Source organism: Rhodococcus sp. IEGM 1341 (assembly GCF_030056895.1).
GTDB lineage: Bacteria > Actinomycetota > Actinomycetes > Mycobacteriales > Mycobacteriaceae > Rhodococcoides.
Genome location: NZ_JASHKV010000005.1, coordinates 177,994 through 200,481, shown reverse-complemented (window position 1 = coordinate 200,481; position 22,488 = coordinate 177,994). Strand labels below are relative to the sequence as shown.

The 22,488-nt window shown below is 65.9% G+C and carries 17 protein-coding genes; 6 read left to right on the top strand and 11 right to left on the bottom strand.

The features are described 5' to 3' along the window. The first annotated feature begins 166 nt into the window (after window positions 1–166). Complete coding sequence (locus tag QM615_RS13980; protein ID WP_269594995.1) at window positions 167–2,137, top strand: Hsp70 family protein; 1,971 nt, start codon at window positions 167–169, stop codon at window positions 2,135–2,137. Between the two features lie 6 nt (window positions 2,138–2,143). On the opposite strand, the gene QM615_RS13975 is transcribed toward QM615_RS13980, so the two are convergent. After that, the gene (locus QM615_RS13975) at window positions 2,144–2,668 is read right to left on the bottom strand and encodes an Lrp/AsnC family transcriptional regulator (protein ID WP_068055430.1); all 525 of its coding nucleotides are present in this window, start codon (window positions 2,666–2,668) and stop codon (window positions 2,144–2,146) included. A gap of 116 nt (window positions 2,669–2,784) precedes the next feature. Here QM615_RS13975 and ald point away from each other — a divergent pair, with 116 nt between their 5' ends. Then, on the top strand, window positions 2,785–3,867 hold the full coding sequence (ald, locus tag QM615_RS13970) for an alanine dehydrogenase (RefSeq protein ID WP_269594994.1): 1,083 nt from the start codon (window positions 2,785–2,787) through the stop codon (window positions 3,865–3,867). A 70-nt stretch (window positions 3,868–3,937) separates the two neighbouring features. Here ald and QM615_RS13965 read toward each other — a convergent pair whose 3' ends face one another. Both QM615_RS13965 and QM615_RS13960 read right to left on the bottom strand, forming a co-directional pair. Further along, window positions 3,938–5,299 carry a YibE/F family protein gene (locus tag QM615_RS13965; protein WP_269594993.1) on the bottom strand — a complete coding sequence of 454 codons (1,362 nt, stop codon included), beginning with the start codon at window positions 5,297–5,299 and terminating at the stop codon, window positions 3,938–3,940. A gap of 225 nt (window positions 5,300–5,524) precedes the next feature. Next, the gene (locus QM615_RS13960) at window positions 5,525–6,775 is read right to left on the bottom strand and encodes a pyridoxal phosphate-dependent aminotransferase (protein WP_094686906.1); all 1,251 of its coding nucleotides are present in this window, start codon (window positions 6,773–6,775) and stop codon (window positions 5,525–5,527) included. Between the two features lie 87 nt (window positions 6,776–6,862). On the opposite strand from QM615_RS13960, the gene QM615_RS13955 reads away from it, so the two are divergent. Next, on the top strand, window positions 6,863–7,567 hold the full coding sequence (locus QM615_RS13955; protein ID WP_269594992.1) for an SOS response-associated peptidase: 705 nt from the start codon (window positions 6,863–6,865) through the stop codon (window positions 7,565–7,567). A gap of 4 nt (window positions 7,568–7,571) precedes the next feature. Here the strand turns inward: QM615_RS13955 and QM615_RS13950 are convergent, their stop codons facing one another. After that, the gene (locus QM615_RS13950) at window positions 7,572–7,799 is read right to left on the bottom strand and encodes a DUF3263 domain-containing protein (protein ID WP_149407371.1); all 228 of its coding nucleotides are present in this window, start codon (window positions 7,797–7,799) and stop codon (window positions 7,572–7,574) included. A 100-nt stretch (window positions 7,800–7,899) separates the two neighbouring features. Here QM615_RS13950 and QM615_RS13945 point away from each other — a divergent pair, with 100 nt between their 5' ends. After that, complete coding sequence (locus tag QM615_RS13945; RefSeq protein ID WP_283347419.1) at window positions 7,900–9,813, top strand: dipeptidyl-peptidase 5; 1,914 nt, start codon at window positions 7,900–7,902, stop codon at window positions 9,811–9,813. Here QM615_RS13945 and QM615_RS13940 read toward each other — a convergent pair. The 3 genes from QM615_RS13940 to QM615_RS13930 form a co-directional block, all read right to left on the bottom strand. Continuing rightward, window positions 9,806–10,075, bottom strand: a complete 270-nt coding sequence (locus QM615_RS13940) for a hypothetical protein (RefSeq protein ID WP_068055411.1) — start codon at window positions 10,073–10,075, stop codon at window positions 9,806–9,808. The two genes, QM615_RS13945 and QM615_RS13940, sit on opposite strands and share 8 nt — an antisense overlap. An 89-nt stretch (window positions 10,076–10,164) precedes the next feature. Further along, window positions 10,165–11,157, bottom strand: a complete 993-nt coding sequence (locus tag QM615_RS13935) for a type IV toxin-antitoxin system AbiEi family antitoxin domain-containing protein (protein ID WP_269594990.1) — start codon at window positions 11,155–11,157, stop codon at window positions 10,165–10,167. Window positions 11,158–11,327: 170 nt separating this feature from the next. Continuing rightward, window positions 11,328–14,588, bottom strand: a complete 3,261-nt coding sequence (locus QM615_RS13930; RefSeq protein WP_283347418.1) for a (Fe-S)-binding protein — start codon at window positions 14,586–14,588, stop codon at window positions 11,328–11,330. A gap of 587 nt (window positions 14,589–15,175) precedes the next feature. Here QM615_RS13930 and QM615_RS13925 point away from each other — a divergent pair. Together QM615_RS13925 and QM615_RS13920 are read left to right on the top strand one after the other, a co-directional pair. Then, the gene (locus tag QM615_RS13925) at window positions 15,176–15,838 is read left to right on the top strand and encodes a DUF8020 domain-containing protein (protein WP_094686903.1); all 663 of its coding nucleotides are present in this window, start codon (window positions 15,176–15,178) and stop codon (window positions 15,836–15,838) included. A 170-nt stretch (window positions 15,839–16,008) separates the two neighbouring features. Continuing rightward, window positions 16,009–17,127 (top strand): GNAT family N-acetyltransferase, encoded by a 1,119-nt coding sequence (locus QM615_RS13920; protein WP_094686902.1) that lies wholly within the window; start codon window positions 16,009–16,011, stop codon window positions 17,125–17,127. Here the strand turns inward: QM615_RS13920 and QM615_RS13915 are convergent. The 4 genes from QM615_RS13915 to QM615_RS13900 form a co-directional block, all read right to left on the bottom strand. Continuing rightward, window positions 17,124–18,245: a S1 family peptidase gene (locus QM615_RS13915; protein WP_283347417.1), complete on the bottom strand. Its 1,122-nt coding sequence runs from the start codon at window positions 18,243–18,245 to the stop codon at window positions 17,124–17,126. The two genes, QM615_RS13920 and QM615_RS13915, sit on opposite strands and share 4 nt — an antisense overlap. An 87-nt stretch (window positions 18,246–18,332) precedes the next feature. Then, on the bottom strand, window positions 18,333–19,631 hold the full coding sequence (locus QM615_RS13910; protein WP_068055327.1) for a S1 family peptidase: 1,299 nt from the start codon (window positions 19,629–19,631) through the stop codon (window positions 18,333–18,335). Between the two features lie 75 nt (window positions 19,632–19,706). Then, window positions 19,707–21,347 (bottom strand): Hsp70 family protein, encoded by a 1,641-nt coding sequence (locus QM615_RS13905; protein ID WP_283347416.1) that lies wholly within the window; start codon window positions 21,345–21,347, stop codon window positions 19,707–19,709. Next, entirely contained in the window at window positions 21,344–22,483 is a 1,140-nt protein-coding gene (locus QM615_RS13900) for a hypothetical protein (RefSeq protein WP_283347415.1), read from the bottom strand. Before QM615_RS13900 ends, QM615_RS13905 begins: the two co-directional genes overlap by 4 nt. Window positions 22,484–22,488: the final 5 nt, after the last annotated feature.

The following is a 22,488-nucleotide window of genomic DNA, read 5'->3' as shown; positions in this document are numbered from 1 at the left end:
CCGGTTCGAGCCGGCCGGGTGGGGAGCGCGACCGGTTTCACTGCGCCCGGCTCCGCCCACCGCCGGGGCGCGCGCCCCGCCGATTCGGCCGAAGCGGTAGCCTGGCGCTCTGGACGAGGTGGACCGCGTCCGAAGACAACTGCCGATCGAAATGAGGCCGACAACCGTGACTGTGCTGCTTGGGGTGTCCATGGGGACCCGAGCCGTGCGCACGGCGCAGCCCCGAGCCGAACAGTTCGGGTCACCCGTCGGCGACCCATCCGGCCTGGTCACCGACATCGACCGGCCCTTGTTCTTCCGCAACGAACTCATCGACAGCGTCGGCGGAGACCTTCCGCATCTGGCCGCCGAATCGATCGGTGCCGCAGCCGAGAGCGAGCCCGAACTGGCCACCGGCGTCGCCTACCGCGACCCCCGCCAGGCCGACGCGCTGCATGCTGCCCTCAGCGGTGCGCGCCTGCACAACTACCACCTGGTCCCCGAGGTGGAGGCCGTCGTCGAGTACCTGGCGGCAACGGGCGAAGCCCGCAACTGCAATTCCGTCGCCCTCTTCGACCTCGGAAGTTCCGGACTGACCGTCAGCGTCGTGGACCTGGTCCAGCGCACCGTCATCGCCTCGCAGCGATCCGGTGCGTACAGCGGAGATCTGCTCGACGCCTACGTGCGCAACAATCAGCTCCAACGCCTCGGCAAGCAGCCGACCGACCCCGACATGGCGTTGTTCGAGAAGCGCTGCCGAATTGCCAAGGAACGCTTGTCCACTCAGGACGCGGTATGTCTGCCCGACGCCAGCGGCATGATCCTGCTCTCCCGAGAGAACTTCGAGCTGCTCATCACCGACCTGCTCGACGAGGCCATCGAGTTCGCGCGCGACGTGATGATCGGTGCCAACGTTCCGATCGACGCCGTCGTACTGATCGGCGGTGGAGCTCGCATGCCGATCGTGCAGAAACGCGTCGGACCACTGCTCGAACTCCCGTCGATCGTGCCGACCGAGCCCGAGACCGTCGCTGCACGTGGAGCGGCACTGGCCGCTCGGCCGCATTCACGCACGCGAACCGGAACGAGACGGGCACCGAATCGGCCGGCGACGTCCGCTGCGCCGATGACCACCGAACCCACGTCGCGGGTCCGCTCGGAACCGGCTTCCGTACCGGTGCCGCCGCCGCTACCCGCGCCGGTCCGTCCGGTTCCGGCGAATACCGAGTCCCAGCACGCCGCGCCCGGTGTGCCTGTCCCCGCTCCCTCGCCGGCGCGTCCTGTTCCGGCCCGTCCCTGGATAGCGGCGGGAGCGGTCGGCGCGCACTCGCAGGACACGGTGTCCGAGGTGCCGGTGTCCGAAGTGCCGGTGTCCGAAGGCCCGGCGTCAGAAGGCCCGGCGTCAGAAGTCCCGGCCGATTCCGCCGGTACCTCGGGAGAATTCGCTTCCTCGAGGTTCACCGACTCCGCCGAATCCGGTGCAGTCGATTCGGTTCCGGAGACCTCACCGGTGGTGGAAGATGTTCTCGACGGCCACGTGCAGGGGGCGCGGGTCGACGGGGAGGTCGTTGCGTTGAGCGCGAACACGGGGGATTCGTCTGCCGAGAACTCTGCTGCCAGGCCCGAGGCAGCAGACGACGGCAAGCCGGTTCCGTTCCAGCTGAAGAACGTCTACTGGCTCGACGCCGATTACGACGACGACGACGGCGAGGACGACCGCACCCGGGCTCGGCGCAAGCTCCGCACCGGAGGTGTTCTCGCGCTCGGTCTCGCGTTGGTGGTGGGCGGCTCCGCGTTCATGATCACCCAGCAGAACACACCGCAGGTGGTCGACACCTCGGTCAGTCGGAACCAGACCGAAGCTCCCGTTGCCACCACCACGGTGCCGCCCACGTCGGTGACACCAGCGCCGGTGTTGCCGCCGCCCGCACCTGCACCGGAAACCACGGTCGAACCGACCACCGTGCCACCGGAGACCGAGGTCTACCAGGAGCCGTGGACGCCGGAGCCGACGACGACCACGACCACGGCCGAGCCTGCTCCGCTGCCACCCGTCGAGACCGTTCCTCCGACGACGCAGCAGCCACCACCGCTGATACCAGGCTTCCCGGAGTTCACGCTGCCCGGTTTCCCGCCGATCGCTCCGCCCGCTCCCTGACCCGATTCACTTCTCTCCGTGAGTGTTTCGCGGCCTGATGTGCTCGAAGATCAGGATGGTCTCGGTAGCGGCCACAGCAGGGTCGGCGCTGAGATTCTCGACGACGAAGTCGCGAAGAGTGGCGGTGTCGACGGTTGCCACATGCACCAGGAAGTCGTCCGCACCGGCAATGAAGTAGATGTTCAGCGTCTCCTTCCGTGAGGCGATCTTCGAACCGAATTCGCTGATGCGTCGTCGAGCATCTGCTTGCAGCCGAACCGAGATCATGGCCTGAATGCCCTGGCCGAGTGCCTCGGGGTCTATCTCGGCGTGGAAGCCGCGGATGACGCCGCGTTCGACCAGAGCACGAACCCGCGCCAGTGCGGTCGACGGTGCGATCCCGGCCGCGGCAGCGAGCGCGTTGTTTGGTGTACGGGCGTCGCGGCGGAGCTCGTCGAGCAGGATGTGGTCGATTCGGTCCAGTGGCACCGACCGAACATCGTTCGACCGAGACCCCGCTTCACCCGTCTCGAACGAACTATTGCTCACCATTCTGGGATTGTACAGAATTATATTCACTTCCGTTGCGGGTATTTCGTAGATAATTCATAGTTGGCCTACACGGATGGAGCCCCGGCTTCACATCACCCGCCACCGAGGAGGCCGCCATGAAGATCGGAATTCCACGCGAGATCAAGAACCACGAATACCGGGTGGCCATCACCCCGGCAGGCGTGCACGAACTGGTCTCGCGAGGACACGAAGTGATCATCGAAACCGAGGCAGGAGCCGGTTCGTCGTTCACCGATACCGACTACAAGGCCGCCGGAGCGCAGATTCTCACCGATGTCGCCGAGGTCTGGGAGTCTGCGCACCTGCTGTTGAAGGTCAAAGAACCCATCGCCGAGGAGTATTCACGCCTGAGGAAGGGGCAGGTGCTGTTCACCTACCTGCACCTCGCGGCGTCCAAGCCGTGCACCGATGCGCTGCTCGAGTCGGGTACCACCGCCATCGCCTACGAAACAGTCACTGCTGCAGACGGTTCCCTGCCGTTGCTCGCCCCGATGAGTGAGGTTGCCGGACGCCTCGCGCCGCAGGCCGGTGCCTACCACCTGATGTCCAGTGAAGGCGGGCGCGGAGTTCTGATGGGCGGAGTTCCCGGAGTCCGCCCCGCCAACGTCGTGGTGATCGGAGCCGGCGTGTCCGGAAGGAACGCCACCGCAATCGCTTTCGGCATGCACGCCGACGTCACCGTGCTCGATCTCGATGTGAAGGCGCTGCGCGCCATCGACGATCAGTACCGCGGTGCGGTGAAAACTCTGGTATCCAACGCTTACGAGCTCGAACAGGCCGTTCTCGCAGCGGATCTCGTCATCGGCGCAGTGTTGGTGCCCGGAGCGAAGGCACCGAAGCTCGTGTCCAACAGTCTGGTTCAGCGTATGAAGCCGGGTTCGGTTCTGGTCGACATCGCCATCGATCAGGGCGGCTGCTTCGAGGATTCGCACGCCACCACCCACGCCGATCCCACGTACAAGGTGCACGAGTCGGTGTTCTACTGCGTCGCCAACATGCCCGGTGCCGTACCGCGCACGTCCACCTACGCGCTCACCAACGCCACCCTGCCGTACGTCGTCGCACTCGCCGACAAGGGCTGGGAAGCTGCCTGCGAGGCGGACCCGGGTCTCAAAGCCGGCCTGAGCACGCACAACGGTGCACTGCTGTCGGAGACCGTCGCCGCTGCGTTCGCCTGAGCGGCTGCGCCGCACGTGCACGGAAGTTCGGCTCCTGCTACGAAGTTCTGCTCACATGCGGCGGAGCCGCTCACGCGCTGTGACGGCCGGAGCGCCTGCTCTTGCGGGTGGGTGCCGTCGCCCGGCGCTGCGCTCGGTTGGAGGGCCCGCCCACGTTGATGGGGCGGGCCAACAGCACGGCGATCGCCGTGGTCAGCGGAACCGACAGGGCAAGCGCCACACCGCCGACTGCGGAGCGGACGATCTCGATGGCCACCGAATCGCCGGTGAGCACGTCCTGGATGGACCGGTCGGCGACGCTGAAGAGCAGCAGCAGCGGCAGTGCGCCACCGGCGTAGGCGAGCACGAGGGTGTAGACGGTACTGGCGATGTGATCGCGACCCACCCGCATCGTGGCGGTGAAGATCTCGCGCCGCGACGCCGTCTCGTCCACCGAGGCGAGCTCGAAAGCCGCGGACGCCTGCGTGATCGTCACGTCGTTGAGCACACCGAGCGAGCCGATGATGAAGCCGGCCAACAGTAGACCGGTGACGCTGACGTTGCCGATGTACGTCTGTACGGCGGTGTTCTGTTCCTCGGACAATCCGGTCAGGTGGGTCATGCGGATGGCGACGTACGACAGCACTGCCGCCACCGCCATCGAGGTGAGGGTGCCCAGCAGCGCCGAGCTGGTCCGAAGGTTCACCCCGTGCGCCAGATAGAGCACGGCATACAGAATCACCGCACCGGCGACGAGGGCCACCGGAATGGCGGGTGCACCGTCGAGCAGGGCGGGCAGCATGAACACGACCAGCACGGCGAACGCGATGAGCAGGCCGACCAGTGCGCGGAATCCCCGCCAGCGGGCGACGACGCAGATGACCACGGCGAACACGCCTACGATCAGCGCCAACGGTAGCCCGCGGGAATAGTCGTTGAAGGAGTAGCGGACTCCACCGGCAGGGTCGGTCTGCACGACCAACCGGATGTCCTCGCCGGCACTCAGAGTCGGTTGCCCGGGCCCCGGAGCGATCTCGAGTACCGTGCGCTTGCCCGCGTCCTCGCCCGTGGTGATGTCGACGATGCTGCGCTGGCATTCGTAGGAGTCGTTCACCGCGGGGGTCGGGTCACCGGTGAACGGTCTTCCGGCGTCGGGACTTCCGCAGGGCCCGATGCTCTGCGAGGTGATGGTGCCCGCCTCGGTGGACACTGCGCCACCGCCGGAGGTCTGGAACGGCAACGGGATGTCGACGCTCTGCTGGCTCGGCCACAGAGCGATCGCACCACCGATCACGGCGATGGCAATGGCGACCAACAGTCCGACGACCACCTTGGCCGCCACCGGTCCCAACGGAACCGGAGTATCGCTGTGGCCGTGCCCGTGCCCGTGGCCAGCGTAGGAGTCGAGGCTCGGCTTGGTGCCGTCGGGAGGATTGCCGTGTGGTTCCACCATGCAAGGCTAGTACGGGGCCAGGTTGGTGACAGATGCGAGGAGCTCGGTGGCGGGGAGCAGGGGGGCGTCCCCCGCCACCACCTGACCGACCCGGGGGGGAGGGGACGACCAGGGCTCGCGGGCACCGAAGTGCCGTCCGCCAATGTACAGATCATTCGTCGCCGAGGCGGGATCACGCCGATGTTTTGTGCATCACTTTCAACTACTTTCGAGTAACTTCCGGCGTCACTGCTTGTACGACGCGAGGAAGTTACCGAACCTCTCGATCGCCACCGCCAGGTCTCGCGCCCACGGCAGAGTCACGATGCGGATGTGATCGTGGCCGGGCCAGTTGAATCCGGTGCCTTGAACCACGAGGATTTTCTCCTGCAGCAACAGGTCCTGGACCAGCTTTTCGTCGTCGTAGATTTCGTGTACTTCGGGGTCGAGTCGCGGAAACGCGTACAGCGCACCCCGCGGTTTGACGCACGAGACGCCGTGAATCGCGTTGAGTTTCTCCCATGCGACGTCGCGCTGCTCGAGCAGACGGCCGCCGGGCAGGATCAGATCCTCGATGCTCTGATAGCCACCGAGTGCGACCTGAATGGCATGTTGCGCAGGCACATTGGGGCACAGTCGCGTCGACGCGAGAAGGTCGATACCTTCGATGAATCCTGCGGCGTGCTTCTTCGGTCCGGTGATCGCGAGCCAGCCGGCGCGGTAACCGGCCACTCGATACGCCTTGGACAGTCCGTTGTACGTCAGGCAGAGCAGGTCGGGAGCCAGACTCGCCAGCGAGGTGTGCTGGGCGTCGTCGTAGAGGATCCGGTCGTAGATCTCGTCCGCCAGCAACAGCAGCTGATGCTTGCGCGCCAGATCGACGATGCCCTGCAGCACCTCCTTCGAGTACACCGCGCCCGTCGGGTTGTTGGGGTTGATCACCAGCAGGGCGACGGTCTTCGGGGTGATCTTGGACTCGATGTCGGCCAGATCGGGGTTCCACCCGTTCTCCTCGTCGCACATGTAGTGCACGGCCTTGCCGCCGGACAGTGTCGTCATCGCCGTCCACAGCGGATAGTCCGGGGCCGGGATCAGTACCTCGTCACCGTCGTCGAGCAAGGCCTGCATCGTCATCGTGATGAGCTCGGAGACTCCGTTGCCGAGATAGATGTCGTCGACGTCGAGCTCGGGGAAACCCGGTTCGAGCTCGTATCGGGTGACGATGGCGCGCCGAGCGGACAGAATGCCCTTCGATTCCGAGTATCCCTGTGCCACCGGCAGCGCCGCGATCATGTCCCGCACGATCACATCGGGGGCCTCGAACCCGAACGGGGCAGGGTTACCGATGTTGAGCTTGAGGATGCGGTGCCCCTCCGCCTCGAGCCGGGCGGCATGGGCGTGTACCGGTCCGCGGATCTCGTACAGCACGTTCTGCAGCTTGGTCGACTGCTGCAACGTGCGGTAACGCGGCTGGGAGTGGATCTGCGGAGTGGTCACCCGTCACATCGTGCCAGGTGGGTGCCACGTAATTCCACGAGGTTGTTTCGTCCGACATGTCGGTGGCGGGTGGAACAATCTCGTTCCATGTGCGGACGGTATGCCAGTACCCGGAGTGACAGTGACCTGCAGGCGGTTTTCGACATCGCCGAGACCGTCGGTGCGGAGGTGCCGCCGTCGTACAACGTGGCCCCCACCCAGACGGTCCGGACGGTGATCGAGCGCGCGCCGAAGGACGAACCCGAGGCCGACGCCGTGCGACAACTGCGGTCGGTGCGCTGGGGCCTGATCCCCTCGTGGGCGAAAGACGCCAAAATCGGTTCTCGACTGATCAACGCCAGGTCGGAGACCATCACCGAGAAGCCGTCGTTCAAGAAGGCGGCGAGCCGTCGACGATGCATCGTGCCCGCCGACGGCTACTACGAATGGGAGAAGCGCGACGGCGGCAAAGTGCCGTACTTCCTGCATACGGAAGGCGTGCTCGCGATGGCCGGCCTGTACGAGCTGTGGCGAGACCCCACCAAGGCCGAGGACGACGAGGATCGGTGGGTCTGGTCGGTCACCGTGCTCACCTCGCCTGCAGCCGATGCGCTCGGGCACATTCACGATCGCTCGCCGGTGGTGCTTCCGCCGGAGCTGCGCTCGAGCTGGCTCGACCCCACTGTGACCGATCTCGGCGACGTGCAGGATCTGTTGGCGGCCATCCCCGAGCCGCGGCTCGAGCCCTACGAGGTGAGCACCGCCGTCAACAGCGTGAAGAACAACAGTCCCGAACTGTTGGTGCCGGTGTAGCTGCTCAGCCGAGGCGCAATCGGCAGATGTCGGCGATCGCGGACCGCTCGTCCGGGGACAGGTCCTCGGCGACCGGCGAATCCAGGATGCGACGCAATCGCTGGAAGTAGGTACGCGCGTCGATGCCGAATGCCACGTAGATGTCCTCGTCGCTGCCACCGCCGTATCCCCGCCAGGTTCGGCCGAAGGTCAGAATTTCGTGGTCCACCGAATGGGTAGTGGTCCGGCGCATGGTGTCCCCCTAGTGCTACTCGACTCCCATCATCCGGGTCATGATTGAAGGGCCGGTGAACAACGCGTTACGTGCACGTCAGTTCACTAGGGTGGACGGCGTGACTGCTCTCGCCTTCGGATCCTGGCCCTCGCCCATCACCGCAGCAGATCTGTCGTCGGCGGGCCACCCCGTCGAGGGCGGGCGCTTCGTCGGCAGTGAGATCTGGTGGTCGGAACTGCGGCCCGCCGAACAAGGCCGAACGGCCATCTGCCGGTATGTCGACGGAGAAGTGAAGCCGGTTCTGCCCGCACCGTTCAACGCCCGCACCCGCGTCCACGAATACGGCGGGGGAGCCTGGACTGCGACGGCAGACGGCGACCTGGTGTTCGCCGAGTTCTCCGATCAACGCGTCTACCGACTCACCCCCGGCGGCGCACCCGTGCCGCTGACTCCGAAACCGGCTGTGGCGTCGAGCATTCGGTACGCGGACCTCTCGGTGGTCGGCACCGACGTGATCGCAGTTCGCGAGATGCACGACGCAGGCGCGGTGTCCCGAGACATCGTGGCCATCGATCTCGGCGGCGGCGGGGTGCGCTCGCTGGTGGCGGGTTCGGACTTCCTTGCGTTCCCGAGACTGTCACCCGACGGCACCCGCATCGCCTGGATCGCGTGGAACCACCCGCAGATGCCATGGGACGGAACCGAACTGCGCGTTGCCTCGCTGGCCGATCCGTCGTCCTGGACGGTTCTACTCGGCTCGACAGAGGAATCTGTGCTGCAGCCCGAATGGATCGACGACGAGTCGCTGTACGCCATCGGTGACCGAAGCGGTTGGTGGAACCTGTATTCGGTCACGCTCGACGGGTCGGTCACGCCGCTGCTGACGCTGGACGCGGACTTCGGTGCTCCGCTGTGGCGGTTGGGATCGAGTTGGTACGAGGTACTGGACGACGGGACACTGCTCACCGTGCGGACCGTCGGCACCGACACCCTTGCGGTGCTCGACCCTGCGTCCGGAGTGCTGGACGACATCGCGCTCGACGGTATGACCTCGGTGGGGCTCGGTGGGCGCTCCGGCTCGACCGTGCTGATCAAGGGTGGCGGAGCACACGTGGCAAGCGCGCTGTTCGCACTCAACCTCGAATCTCGTGAACTGACTTCTGTGCGTTCGGGTTTCGAGTCCGTACCCGACAGTGCATACCTGCCCGAGGGGCGTCAGGTGACGTTCCAGGGGCCGAACCGTGAGGTGCACGCCATCGCTTATGCGCCGCGCAACCCCGACTACGAAGGGCTGGACGGTGAACTGCCGCCGTACGTAGCCTTCGTCCACGGCGGCCCCACGGCGCACGTGGCACCCGCTCTGAATCCGTTGTTCGCCTACTTCACCAGCCGCGGCATCGGCGTCGTCGATGTGAACTACGGCGGTTCCAGTGGGTACGGCCGCGAATACCGCAACCGGCTGCGCGGGCAGTGGGGAGTGGTCGACGTCGAAGACACCATCGCCGCGGTGCAGGGGCTGGCCGACAGTGGACTCGCCGACCCGAATCGCTTGGCGATCGAAGGTGGCTCCGCGGGCGGGTGGACGGTCTTGGCTGCGCTGACGTCGTCCGATGTGTTCGCTTGCGGCGCATCGTACTTCGGAGTGGCGGAGCTCGAGCTGTTCGTCGCCGAGACCCACGACTTCGAGTCGCGCTACATCGACGGGCTCATCGGACCGTTGCCGGAGGCCATCGATCTGTACCGAACCCGGGCACCGGTGAACAACGTCGACGGACTCTCTTGCCCAGTGCTGTTGTTGCAGGGGCTCGACGATCCGATCGTGCCGCCGTCGCAGGCCGAACGATTCCGAGATGCCATGGTGAGCAAGGGGATACCGCACGCCTACCTGGCTTATGCGGGCGAGTCACACGGGTTCCGCAAACTGGAAACGCAGGTGAACGCACGCGAATCCGAACTGTCCTTCTACGGCCAGGTCATGGGGTTCACGCCGCCCGGAATCCCCGAGCTGCAGCTGTGGCGTCCCTCTAGCTGAGTGGTGGGTGCGCGCGCTTCGCTTCCAGAAACTCGAGGAGTGCACTGGGGATCGCGCAGTACTTGCTGTTGCCCTCGGACAACTTGCTGCCCACCTCGAACGCTGCCTTCGACGGACCGTCGTTCTCGAGGATGAGTGCACATAGGCGCTCGTCGGTGCGGCCGGATTCGCAACACTGCTCGACGTGCGCTCGGTCGTCCGGCGACAGAGCCGTCCACCACTCGTCGTAGCGGCGAAAGAGCTTGTCCGCGTCGTCGGTCATGCCTGCTCCCTACTTGTCGGTACGCCTTCGCGTCCGACCATACTCACGATGTCCGATTCGGCTACTTCCGAGGGGGGTTCGCGGGAACCTCACACCGCTTGTGCAGGGTGCGCGCCTGCATTTCGATGCGAGGACGGGCGCGCGGTCGGTAGAAAGGTCGCTCGGTGGCGTCGGCCGGCTCTGTCGGCAGCATCGCGGATCATCCGGTCGACGAGCTCGGGACGATCGAGATCCGACCAGGCAATTCGCACCACCTGACGGCCGGTTGCGCGAATGCGATCCTCGCGGCGCTTCTCTTCCCACAACACATCGGCCGCAGATTTACCCTCGGGCACGTAGCGCCCGTACTTCACCTTGCCGTCGAATTCGAGAACAGTCTCGATGTCGGGCAGATCGAAATCCACGCGCCCGACGAAGCCCCGGGAATCCGTGATCGGTACCTGCAGCTGTGGGGTGTAGCCGAGATGATGCAGCACCACACGGGCGCGTGATTCCCCGACACTCTCGGACCGGCCGTCCATGAACTCCGCAACCCGACGCGCCAGCCGATTGCCCGGATGGTTCGGGCACGAATCTAGTGCCGCGACAAAATCTTCGGCAGCGAGTCCGCGTGCTCTCGCCGCGAAGTCCGCGATACAGACAGCCGTCTCGAACGGAAGTGAGCGAGCGCAATCGGCAACTGTGCGCGCCAGAGCGGTGACCCGAACGCCGTCGAAATCCACGACTTCCTCGTCGGTGTACGGCGAGGTGTGCACTGCGCGAACGGCACTGCTCCGACCTCCGCCCCGGGCGCGATTGCGCGTGATGTGCACCCGGCTCAGGTCGGCATTCCACACATCGAGACCGTGGAAGACAGCCGCACTCACATGGCTGACAACGGCATCGGGGGCGATGGTCGCGTCGAACACGGCCTCGGCGATCACTCGATGCTTGTCTTCCCTGGGCAGGGCGTCGAATTCGTCTCTGCTGACGAACCGTCCGGGACGGAGTCGACGCCATGCTCGCGTTCGGCAGTAGCGCTGCAACTCTGCGTCGGAAATTCCGCGGGAGAGTGCGTCGGATCGCGAGACGATGCGGGTCATGAAGAAATGCTTTCGGGCGCAATCGCATTCGACAAGCCCCCAGTGGCCGATTGTGGATAACTCGCTGCCTGTGGATAACTCGTGGGAGTGGACCTCACACCCCTACTGACGAGTGCGCGCCCCTGCTCGGCAGTGAGCAAGGGCGCGCAGTCGGTAAAAGGGGTGTGAGGTTACTTCCGGCGACCCGGAACCTTGGCACCCGGAGCGAATCCGAGTCCACCGGCCTTCGGCTTGGGTGGAGTCCGCTCATCCGAACCACTGGACGTGGTGTCCGACGACTCGGCGGGTGCCTCGGTGCTGGCCGCCTCGGCGGGTGCCTCAGTGCTGGCCGCCTCGGCTGGTGCCTCGGCCGCGGATGCCTCGGCGGGTGCCTCGGTGGTGTCCGACGCCTCGGCGGGTGTTGCCGCTGCCGCACCCGGTGTCCGTGCGCCCGGCTTCTTGAATCCGGACTTCACGGCCAGGCCCTTGGGCTTGACGGTCGGCTTGGATTCGGCGGTAGCCTCGGCGGCGGGTGCTTCCGAAGCCGTAGCCTCGGCAACCGGTGCCTCGGCAGCAGGTGCTTCGGAGACCGGAGCCTCGGCAGCAGGCTTACCCGGTGCCTTGGCTCCCGGCTTCTTGAATCCGGACTTCACGGCCAGACCCTTCGGCTGGACGGTCGGCTTGGATTCGGTTGCAGCAGAAGCCGATTCCGCAGGTGCGTCAGTGGTCGACGGCTCCGTGGCGGGGGCCGCAGTGGCCTCGGCCGGCTTGCCCGGTGCCTTGGCTCCCGGCTTCTTGAAGCCCGACTTCACGGCCAGACCCTTGGGCTTGACGGACGGAGTCGATTCCGAGACCTCGGCGGACGGAGCTTCGGCGGCAGTGTCGGCAGGTGCAGGTGCAGCCGCCTTCGCGCCGGGTGCCTTGTCCTTCATCTGCAGACCCTTGCCACCGGGTGCCTTGCCGCCTGCCAATCCGAGACCCTTGGGCTTGGCCGCGGGTGCAGCCTCCTCCGTAGGCTCTTCGGCCTTGGTGGCAGAACCGGGTGCCTTCGCTCCCGGAGCCTTGGCCAGACCCTTCATCTTCAGACCGCCGCCGGCCTTGGGTGCCGGAGCTGCCGGAGCGGACTTCGCCTCGGCCGGCTCCTCGACGGGGGCGATGCGTTCGGCCTCTTCGACCTCCATCGCCTTTTCGGTCGCGAGCTTCTCCTCCGGAGTGCGCTCGCGGGGGATGACCTTGATGTTCTCGCCCAGCACCGAGGACTCGACGCGGGTGATCGACTCGAGCATCAGCTGCGCGACGTCGACGACCTCGACGCCCTCGTGCGCGCCGCCTTCCTGACGTGCGGTGACACCGTCGGTGAGCATGACGCGGCAGAACGGGCAACCCGTGGCGATCTTCTTCGGATTGGTCGCCAGTGCCTCGTCGACCCGGTCGATGTTGATGCGCTTGCCGATGTTCTCTTCCATCCACATGCGAGCGCCACCGGCACCACAGCACATGGACCGCTCACCGTGGCGCGGCATCTCCTTGAGATTGGAGCCCGACGCGGCCATCAGCTCACGCGGAGCGTCGTACACCTTGTTGTGACGGCCGAGGTAGCACGGGTCGTGGTAGGTGATGTCCTGGCTGACCGAGGCCACCGGGATCAGCTTCTTCTGGCGCACGAGGCGGTTGAGCAGCTGCGTGTGGTGCACAACCTCGTAGTCGCCGCCGACCTGCGGGTACTCGTTGCCGAGCGCGTTGAAGCAGTGCGCGCAGGTGACGACGATCTTGCGCTTGCTCTGCTCGACACCGTCGAACACGCTGTTCAGCGTCTCGATGTTCTGCATCGCGAGCTGCTGGAACAGGAACTCGTTGCCCGCGCGGCGAGCAGAGTCGCCGGTGCAGGTCTCGTCCGCGCCGAGCACCATGAACTTCACGCCTGCGGTGGCGAGCAGCTCGGCGACGGCCTTGGTGGTCTTCTTGGCGCGATCCTCGTAGGCACCGGCACAGCCGACCCAGAACAGGTACTCGTAGTCCTGGAACGAATCGGCGTCCTGGCCGAAGACCGGGATGTCGAAGTCCATCTCGTTGATCCAGTTGAGGCGGTCCTTGGAGTTCTGGCCCCATGGGTTGCCCTTGTTCTCGAGGTTCTTGAACAGACCTGCGAGCTCGGACGGGAACTCCGATTCGATGAGCACCTGGTAGCGACGCATGTCGATGATGTGGTCGACGTGCTCGATGTCCACCGGGCACTGTTCGACGCAGGCACCGCACGTGGTGCAGCTCCACAGCACCTCGGGATCGATGATGCCGCCCTCGATGGCGTCGGCGACGAGCTTGCGATCGGCCTCGTCCCGAGCGTTCTGCGGGATGGCGTCCAGCGCCTTCTGGTCGACGTTGCCCTCGGAGTCGACCAGTCCGACCTCGTCGCCCGCCATGTCCTTCTTGCCGCCGGCCAGCAGGTACGGGGCCTTGGCGTGGCTGTGGTCGCGCAGCGACATGATCAGCAGCTTGGGGGACAGGGGCTTGCCGGTGTTCCAGGCGGGGCACTGCGACTGGCAGCGTCCGCACTCGGTGCAGGTGGTGAAGTCGAGCCAGCCCTTCCAGCTGAAGTCCTCGATCTTGCCTGCGCCGAACGCATCGACGTCGGGGTCGGCCTCTTCCATCTCGAGGACCTTGCCGCCGGACATCATCGGCTTGGCCGGGCCGAGGGCGACTGTACCGTCGTCCATGCGCTTGAAGTAGATGTTGGGGAACGCGGTGAAGCGGTGCCACGCGATACCCCAGTTGATGCGTGAACCGACGATGTAGAGCCAGATCATGCCGGACATCAGCTTGATGAACGCGAACACCGCGACCATGTTCGAGTTGGCGGGCAGCAGCTCGGCCAAGCGGATCGTGAAGAAGTCCGTGTACGGGTTCCCATGCCCGTAGGTGGCGATCTTGCCTGCCTTGACGAACACCATGCCGAGGCCCTCGATGAGCACGACGGCCTCGACGAAGTAGGCGGCTTTGAACCCGGAGCCGGCGAAGCGCGACTGACGCTCGGGCTTACGCGGGTGGTTGAGCTGGCGAATGATGATCAGCGTGGTGATGCCGATGACCGTGCCGAGTCCGAGCAGCTCGTCGATGAGGTGGTAGGCCGCGGTGTCACCGATGATGGGCCAGTGGAACTCGGGGTTGAACGTCTGGCCGTATGCCTCGAACCAGACGATGGCACCGAGCATGAAGCCGATCATGACCAGCCAGTGCGCCCAGCCGACGGTGCGGAACTTGACCATCTTGGTGTGGGCGAGGAACTCGACGACCATCTGCTTGAAGCGAGGGACTATCGGTCGCCAGCGGTCGGGTGCCGGCTGGCCGAGTCGCACGATGTTGAACATCCGCAGGCCACCGCGAATGAAGACGTACCAACACACGAGGCTGAGCAGAGCACCGACTGTGCCCAACGTGATCGTCAGGGCGTTCATGTCGCGGCCTTTCGTTCAGGTGGCAGCTGGGGGCTACCGCGGGTTCGGCCCGTCGAGCCGGCTGACGGACTATGTTACTCGCCAGTAGCAGTTTCGCCGTACTGACGGGTAACTTAGCACCACCGAGTGGAGCGGTGCTGGTGGGTGCGGAAGTGAGGCCGTCCGACGGGTGGGCTGAACTCGTCGGTAGGTTGTCTCGCAGATCACCGTATGCGTAGGCCGTCGAGGTGCTGTCGAGAAGGCAGTCCTTACCTACTCCGTTCGTGTGGCGGGATGTCGCCGACGGGCCGCCTGGGGCCGGTGGGATCACGCGCTCGGTCTTCCTCGATCGGTCGAACGATCGACATCTCCGATCCCAGCATGACGTGACTCGAGTCGCTGTGCTGCGAATATCCAAAATGTTTGTGACAGTGGGTAACTGACAGGTGGAGAACCTGTCACAAAAGGACAACGACCGGTCCGATTCTTACGCTACAATTCGGGCGCACCAAAAGTCGCAAAAGAGTCATCGGGGTGACTTTGCGCTTGACGGCTGCCTAGCGGTACTGCCAAGCACTCAACGCCACAGAAACGGAACTGAACTCCACATGAAACTCAGCAAACTGGTCGTCACGTCGGCCCTCGTCGCAGTCGCGATGGGCCTGGCCAGCGGAACCGCGTACGCACAGCCCGCCGATGAAACGGCCCCCGGTGACACCAACTACACCGTCGATCTCGAAGATCGCACGATCGTCACCACCATCGACGCAGGCGTCTTCAAGGTCGCCGACGACGGCAAGACGGTCGACGTCCTCGACGCCGCCGACAACACCCTGGTGACTCTCCCGCTGTCGTTCAATCTCGGCGGACTCAACTTCCCGTACGAGCAGAACGTCGACGACAACGGCAAGACCCTCCGTCTGATCCCGAACCTCGACTTCACGAAGGCTTCGGCGAACTCGCGCAGCATCGGCGCCACGACCGTCGCCTCGCCCGAGGAGAACCTCAAGGCGCAGCAGAACTTCTCCTCGCAGCTGGGCATCGCGACCGCGATCGGTGGATTCACCGGAACTGCCATCGGTGTAGGCGTCGGCTTCTTGCTCGGTCTCCCCTTGGCGGGTGTCGGCGGGGTTGTAACCATTCCCATCGCTGCCACCGTCGGAGGCATCCTCGGCACCATCGCTGCCGGCGGACCCACCCTCGTTGTTGCAGGCATCGACTTGATCAACACGCTGAACGCGGCACCGGGCACCACGGTCTGGGCCAAGTAAGCAAGTCTTCACCGAAAACCCGCACTCTCGTCGAGGGTGCGGGTTTTCTGCGTTCTGGGTGGGTCGGCGTCGAGTTCGGGCGACCGCCGCACCCGTACGAGCACCGTTGGATCGAGTGCAACGAAGAAGTGCTTTCACACGCTTATTAAACTTTCCGTAAAGTAAATAGCATGGAAACCGACTACGAACCCATTATTGGAGCCGTGGACAGAACGCTGTCCGACGAACTTCGCGACGAGTGGGACGCACTGGCCGAGCGAGTCGGAACGGTCTTCTCTTCTCGCCGCAGTTATGCGTTGAATGCACCGCGACCTGCGGGCAGTGAGCTGGTCTTCGTACACGTGCGTCGAGGTACGCGTCTGGTGGCCCTGGCCCCGATGTTCGTGACGCGACTCGGTCCGCTGAAGGTGGCGAAGATTCTCGGGGCCGGGCAGGGCGTTCCGACGGAACTGCTCAGCGAGGACGACGCGTCGTCTCGTGTCCTGTGGGATGCCGTCGACCGCTGCGGTCTGATCTTCTACGCGGATTCGATGATCGGCGATCGAAACGCCGTCGAGGCGCTCGGTGCGCATCAGCGGTGGCGTTCGGAGTCGATCGTGCGGGAGCGAGTTCCGGTGATCGACGTGCCGGAGGGAAGTACCGCTCGGGACGTGCGTGGGCACAGTTCGCTGAAGCGGCTCGGCAAGTACAGACGTCAGGCCGAGCGGGCCGGGAGTCCCCTCACGATGGAGACCATCCGGGATGCGAAGCACTTCGAACGACGCTGGGCGGACATATCCCGCTTGGCGGCCGCGTCGACGCTCCACAGTGATCGCACCGACTACCTTGCAGAGGAATCGCCCGCCGACCCGTCGGCGTCGGCCAAGGACTTCCTGGCTCGCGAAGCAGCGGCCGGGAGATTGACCCTCTCCGGGGTGAGCGTCGAGGGGCGATGGCGTGCGCATCAGATCTGTGTTCGGACCGGAGCTCGACTCGAAGCCTGGTTGACGCATTACGATCCCGAGGTCGCGAAGTATCAACCCGGGCATCAGATGATGGAATGGTTCGTCCAGAGCCACGACGAGCTCGACGTGACCGTGCTGGACCTGGGCGTCGGTGTCAACGACATCAAGAAGTCCTGGTCCACCTCGGGCTACGACGTGCTGGCCGTGGTGGGCGTCCCCACACGCATGGTCGGGTCTCGGATTCTGGTCGGCCTGGTGCGTCGATGGGAGCTGTCGCCCGGGTTCGCGCATGCGCGAAGAGTCGGCTACGCGGCGCTGTCACGTCTGCGACGGTCCACGCACTAGGACGTTCGGATCGTCAGGCCCGGGTTCTCCGCGAGTACGTCGTTGATGGGGGTGGCGAACAGCTCGGGCCGCTGACCCTGCAGCATGCTGACGACGGTCGCGACCTCGCAGGACGGCTGATCGCCCACGTTCGATGCACTGGCGATGCCGACCGCGAGGGTGCCGCTGACGACAGGGCCACCACTGTCTCCGCGTAGCGCGCAGATGGAGGTGGAGAAGCCACGGTCCAGAACGTTGTCGCCCAGCGCGACGTGCTGGCCCGTGGAAAGAATTGTGCCGCAACTGAATCCGGTTCTGGATCCGGATTTGCAGACCGGTGCTCCCACGATCGGGTCCACCGTCCCGGTGACGTGCAGTGGCCCTGCTCCGGGGACTCGCACGGCGTTGCTCTCGAATTCGGCGGCATTGGCGTCGTCGATGTCGATCAATGCGTAATCGTTGCGCGACTGGCTCGTTCGATAGAACGTTCCGAATTTCGAGCCCACGAGACTGCCGTACATCGGATACGCGCCCGTCAGTGCCGCGGAGCCGGTGTCGGTGGTGTTCGGATTGCAGTGGCCCGCAGTGATGTTGACCGATCCGCGCGTCGGGTCGACGGCATTGAATCCGAGGGAGCACCGCTGACCGAGGCCGGCCGGTGTACCCGCGAGAAAGCTGTCACCGCCGAGATACGAACTCGCACGGATCGGGCCTGCCGTCGGTGACGGATCGAACGGGAGCAGGTCCAACAGCGGCTGGACGGCATCGACAATGGCCGGCGGTAGCTCGATGGGCGACGCGTCGATCCCGAAACCGTTGGCCGACGCGGCATCTGCGACGTCGGCGTGGGCCGGTCCGTCCGCCACCGCGACGACGGGACGTCCGTCCTCGTCCAGCCATGCCCTCGCTACGCCTTCGGAACCGGCGGTGTCGGTGAACTCGGCCAGTCGGCGGGCTGCGTCCGCTCGGTCGAGAAATTGCTGCGGAGACAGCCCGAGGTCGCGGGCAACCGCGTCGGCCAACGCCTCAGGCAGCATCGTGTCGGCAACCGGATCTGCCCCAGCGGTGGGCGCGAACACGGCCGCCATCACCGCAATCGGCACAGCGAACATCGACAGCCGGAACGCTCGGCGACGCATAGAAACCTCTCCCCCCGGGCATCTGCAGATGTGATGCCGTTCACCCGTCGTACGACTATAGGCGGTGGAGGGCTCCCGCCGTACCCACTACTCGGTGCGGAGTGTGCTTCCGGTCGCGCGCGTGACCTGATCGATGGGAATGCCCAGGCTTGCCGTGCCACCGTATTGCGCCAGCGCGAGGTTGGCCTCGTTGCAATCGGGTGCGCCGCCGCTGTTGGATCCGCTGGTGATTCCCAACGCGAGCGTTCCGGTCACGATGGCACCGCCACTGTCACCCGCGAGAGTGCATGCTGTGCTGGCGAATCCGCGAACGGTGCGGGACGTGCCGTCCTCCATGTAGAGCTGTGTCTCGACGCGATCGGCCGCAACCACTCCACAGGTGAACGACGACGACTGCCCGGACTTGCAGACCGGTGCTCCGATGACCGGCGATGCGGTTCCGGTGACGGTGACGGTGCTGCCGTTCGCTCCACGGACGGTGGGGCGGTCGAGTCCCGACGCGATGCCGGTGTCGTTCAGGGCGATGACCGACCAGTCGAGGCCGTCCTCTGCGCCCAGGCTGGACCGATCGAACGACCCGATCTGCGTACTGCGCGAGATGTCGGCCGGATCGGGCAGGTAGACCGGTGCGCCGCCGGATCCGGTGGCCTTGGCGGGGTTGCAGTGGCCTGCGCTGAGATTGACGGCCGAACCGGAGGAGTCGACGGCGTTGAAGCCGAACGAGCAGATGCTGATGTCGGTGGCCGGAGCGTCGGCGATGGGTCCCGAGGTGGTGACGTAGGTGTCGCCGCCCATCGGAGTCGGGTCGACCGGCTTGTTTCCGCCGGGGGAGAGAATGACCTTGATGTTCGCCAGCAGGGTGGGCAGGTTCAGCGCGCTACCGATCGGGCTGTTCACCAGATCGATGACGATCTGGTTGTCGATGAAGTCGATGGCCGTCCCGTTGATCTGCTCGGAGATCTCGCGAGGGAGGCCGGCAATCCAACTGTTGAGGTCTGCCAGCGACTTCTCGAGTCCGTCTGCCGACACCGGCGACTGCGCGGTGGCGTATCCGTCCTTGGCGACGGCCTGCGCCGCAGCAGGTGAGGTGACGGCGACGACGGCATTGCCGTCGGGTCCGATCCAGGCACCGGCGAAATCTGCCGGACGGCTGGCCCGGAAGTCCGATGCGTATTCGGAGAGTTCCTGCGCGCGGGCCGCCCGATCGAGATACTCCTGCGGAGAGATCTTCAGATCTCGCTGCACGGCTTCGACGAGCTCGCGGGGAAGCTGATCGGCGGGTGACTGGACGACGGGTTCTGCTGCTGCTGTCCCGGAGAACGAAGCAAGAAGTACAAAAGCCGTCGAACACAGCACTGCAGCACGCAGCGCCCCGGTGTTACGCATGAAATCCCTTCATCGGGTGCTTGTCATCAGCGCCCCACCCTAGGGCATCGGGCTCGGAATCCGTGATCGCGCAGCTCAGGGTTCTTCGAGCTCTTCGGATGGGGTGGTGGCCGTATCCGAGGTCGTGGTGGTCTCAGCCGGAGTCGTCGTCTCGACCGGGGTGGTCGTCACCGGAGTCGTGGTGACCGCAGGCGTCGTGGTGGGCACCACGGGCGCGGGGGCGGGCACCGGCGCGGGCGCGGGAGCAGGCAGGGGAGCAGGTTCGGGTGCCACGTACGGCTCTTCCGGCTGTTCGACGACCTCGGGTACGAAGACGGGCTCGACGGAGGTGGCGGTGGTGGTCGAGGGTGCGCGCGTCGAGGTGACGATCGGCGAGCCGGCATCGGTGACGGTCGGGGGTGTCGCGGCGGGAGCGTCACCGAACACTCCGCTCAGTGCTGCGATCGCGAGGACGATGACCACGCCTGCTGCTGCACCGGCAACGATGGTGGCGATCGTCCGCGAACGCTCGCTGCGTTCCTTCTTCGCCGCTACCGGCGCCGCGGCGACGGCCGGAGAGTGATCGGTGGTCGAGGTGTTCTCGTCGACCGGAACGATCGGCTCGGATCGAAATTCCGAGGGAGCGAACACCGGAGCGACCGCAGGGATCGCCTCGGAGAACGCGAGGGACGGTGCGGGCGCGACGACCGGGATGGCGTCGGTGTCGAGGGACTCCGTGCCGTCGTTTCGGGTGACGACCGGCGCGGCGCCGGTCACCATGGAGTTGCCGTCGACATCCTCGACCTCGGCCAGCAGCAGGGCACCGCGGGTTGCTGCGAGCGGCTCGACGAGCACCGGGCCCGACGAGCGTTCGGTGATGTCGCTTGCCACCGACGGAAGTGTTGCGCTGCCGCCGGCGAGTATCACGGTGCCGGTCCCCGGCACGTCGAGCCGGCGGAGCAACGGCGCGACGAGGTCTGCGAACTCGGCTCGGGTGACCGTCGTGGACTGCGAGACACCGGGGAGTTCGACCGAGATCGTGGCGACGTCGGCCGTGCTCAAGGTCTGCTTGGCGGCCTCGCACGAGGCGACGACGCCGGCAAGGGCTGCCAGGACGGCCGCGTCGGACAGGTCGATGTGCTCGCGATCGGTCACCACGTGATCGAAGAGAGCGTCGGTGAACGCGTCTCCGCCGACGGCGGTGGTGCGTACCGTCCCACCGCCGGGAAAGGTGGAGATATCGGTGCCGGTGGCCCCCATGTCGACCACGGTGACCGCTGCTCCCGGGCTCGGCTGCGCGAACGCGCTGGCGGCTTTCGCGTCGGGAACCAGGGCGACATCGGTGAGGCCGGTGTGATCGAGGGCGTCACGAAGCAGTGCGACGGCGGCGCGGGTCCACCGCGTCGGGTACGTCATGGTCGTGACGGGCATGTCGCTGGATACGCCGGCCTTCGTGGACACCATCGTGACGAGGCAGTTGGCGGCGTTGGCCATCAAGTCCTCGGCGCGGTAGGCGTCGGCGTCGGGCTCGAGATTTTCCTGCTGACCGACCAGATCGACGAACCGAGTGAACGGTGCCGACTCAGCAGGTTCACCGAGGTGGGCGCGGCCGTCCTCGTCGAATCTCAGAGTCGTCGGGAGGACGACGATCGTCGGTTCGTCCTCGGTCGATGCGCGATAGGCCGCGACGGACCTGGTGTTGCCCACGGTTATTCCGAGATGACCGGCATCGCTCATGGGGTCTCCGCCGATCGGTCGTTCGGTGCGATCTGTTCGGTTACGGACTGCCCGTCGTCCGGGTCGGTGTCGGGGGTGTCAGGGGTGTCGGGGGTTGTTTCGACCGGAAGTTCTGGTCCGACCGGATCGACCGGTTCGACGACGATGGGAGGCTTCTCGCGGTCGTCGTCCTCGGGTGCCTCGAACGCTGGGCGCGTCTCGATCTCGATCCCGGGTTCGATCTCGGTCGGTTCGCTCCGCGGGAGGTCGGAGGTTTCGGTGGGGGTCGTCTCGTCCGTGGTGGTGGTCGCCGTCGACGGGGGGACAGGAACGATCTCGGCGGCCGGTTCGGCGACGACGGTGGGGAAGTCGATCGGGCCACCCGACCCGGTGCCGCTCGACGACGTGCGCGGCACCAGCTGGGCGTTGTCGATGGTGGGGACGTCGGTGTCGGTGGGCGTACCGAGTTGCAGCGCGAAGAGCGCGGCACCGACGGTCAACGCGGCGGCGAACGCTGCCGCAGCGAACAGTGGTCGCCGGTCGGATCTCGCCGGGCTCACCACCGCGAACTGCTCGGTGACGGCGTCGACGGGGAACTGCGCAGCCAGAATCGCAGCACCTCGGGCCGCGGCGATTGCGGTGTCCTTCTTCTGCAGGGTCGGCAGGAGCGATGCGTTCCACGCGGCGAGCGCTTCTTCCTCGGCGACCAGCGCGACGTGTGCGAGCCCGTGCGCGTTCATGGCCGAACGCAGCGCGAACACCTGCTCGGCAGTCCACCGGGCGGGATAGGTTGCCGCCGCGGCAAGATCACCCGGCCGCAGACCGATGGACGACGCCACCTCGGTGAGCAGGCACAACAGGGCCATCGACGTCAGTTGCTCGGCAGGAAAGACGGTTCCCTTGCTGCCGGTGACACCCACGCCGTCGGCGAGGGAGTCGAGAAAGTGTGTGTAGGCCTCGGAGTCGTCGTCGGTCGCATCTCCGAGCGAGACGGTGCCTTCGGGATGGGTGTTGAGCACGGTCGGGTGCAGTGACGCCAGGTGCAGCGACGGTCCGGGCGCGATCGGATGGGACACGGCGGCGACGGCGCGCTCGTCGTCCAGGTAGAGGCCGACGTCCGGTGTGCCGACACTCGCACTGCCGGGCTGCTCGGTCATGGGGC

Excerpts from the sequence above, each read along its gene's own strand:
- QM615_RS13975 (WP_068055430.1), bottom strand. The coding sequence starts at position 2,668 with ATGGTGAGCAATAGTTCGTTCGAGACGGGTGAAGCGGGGTCTCGGTCG.
- ald (WP_269594994.1), top strand. The coding sequence starts at position 2,785 with ATGAAGATCGGAATTCCACGCGAGATCAAGAACCACGAATACCGGGTG.
- QM615_RS13965 (WP_269594993.1), bottom strand. The coding sequence starts at position 5,299 with ATGGTGGAACCACACGGCAATCCTCCCGACGGCACCAAGCCGAGCCTC.
- QM615_RS13955 (WP_269594992.1), top strand. The coding sequence starts at position 6,863 with ATGTGCGGACGGTATGCCAGTACCCGGAGTGACAGTGACCTGCAGGCG.
- QM615_RS13950 (WP_149407371.1), bottom strand. The coding sequence starts at position 7,799 with ATGCGCCGGACCACTACCCATTCGGTGGACCACGAAATTCTGACCTTC.
- QM615_RS13940 (WP_068055411.1), bottom strand. The coding sequence starts at position 10,075 with ATGACCGACGACGCGGACAAGCTCTTTCGCCGCTACGACGAGTGGTGG.
- QM615_RS13935 (WP_269594990.1), bottom strand. The coding sequence starts at position 11,157 with ATGACCCGCATCGTCTCGCGATCCGACGCACTCTCCCGCGGAATTTCC.
- QM615_RS13930 (WP_283347418.1), bottom strand. The coding sequence starts at position 14,588 with ATGAACGCCCTGACGATCACGTTGGGCACAGTCGGTGCTCTGCTCAGC.
- QM615_RS13925 (WP_094686903.1), top strand. The coding sequence starts at position 15,176 with ATGAAACTCAGCAAACTGGTCGTCACGTCGGCCCTCGTCGCAGTCGCG.
- QM615_RS13920 (WP_094686902.1), top strand. The coding sequence starts at position 16,009 with ATGGAAACCGACTACGAACCCATTATTGGAGCCGTGGACAGAACGCTG.
- QM615_RS13915 (WP_283347417.1), bottom strand. The coding sequence starts at position 18,245 with ATGCGTCGCCGAGCGTTCCGGCTGTCGATGTTCGCTGTGCCGATTGCG.
- QM615_RS13910 (WP_068055327.1), bottom strand. The coding sequence starts at position 19,631 with ATGCGTAACACCGGGGCGCTGCGTGCTGCAGTGCTGTGTTCGACGGCT.
- QM615_RS13905 (WP_283347416.1), bottom strand. The coding sequence starts at position 21,347 with ATGAGCGATGCCGGTCATCTCGGAATAACCGTGGGCAACACCAGGTCC.
- QM615_RS13900 (WP_283347415.1), bottom strand. The coding sequence starts at position 22,483 with ATGACCGAGCAGCCCGGCAGTGCGAGTGTCGGCACACCGGACGTCGGC.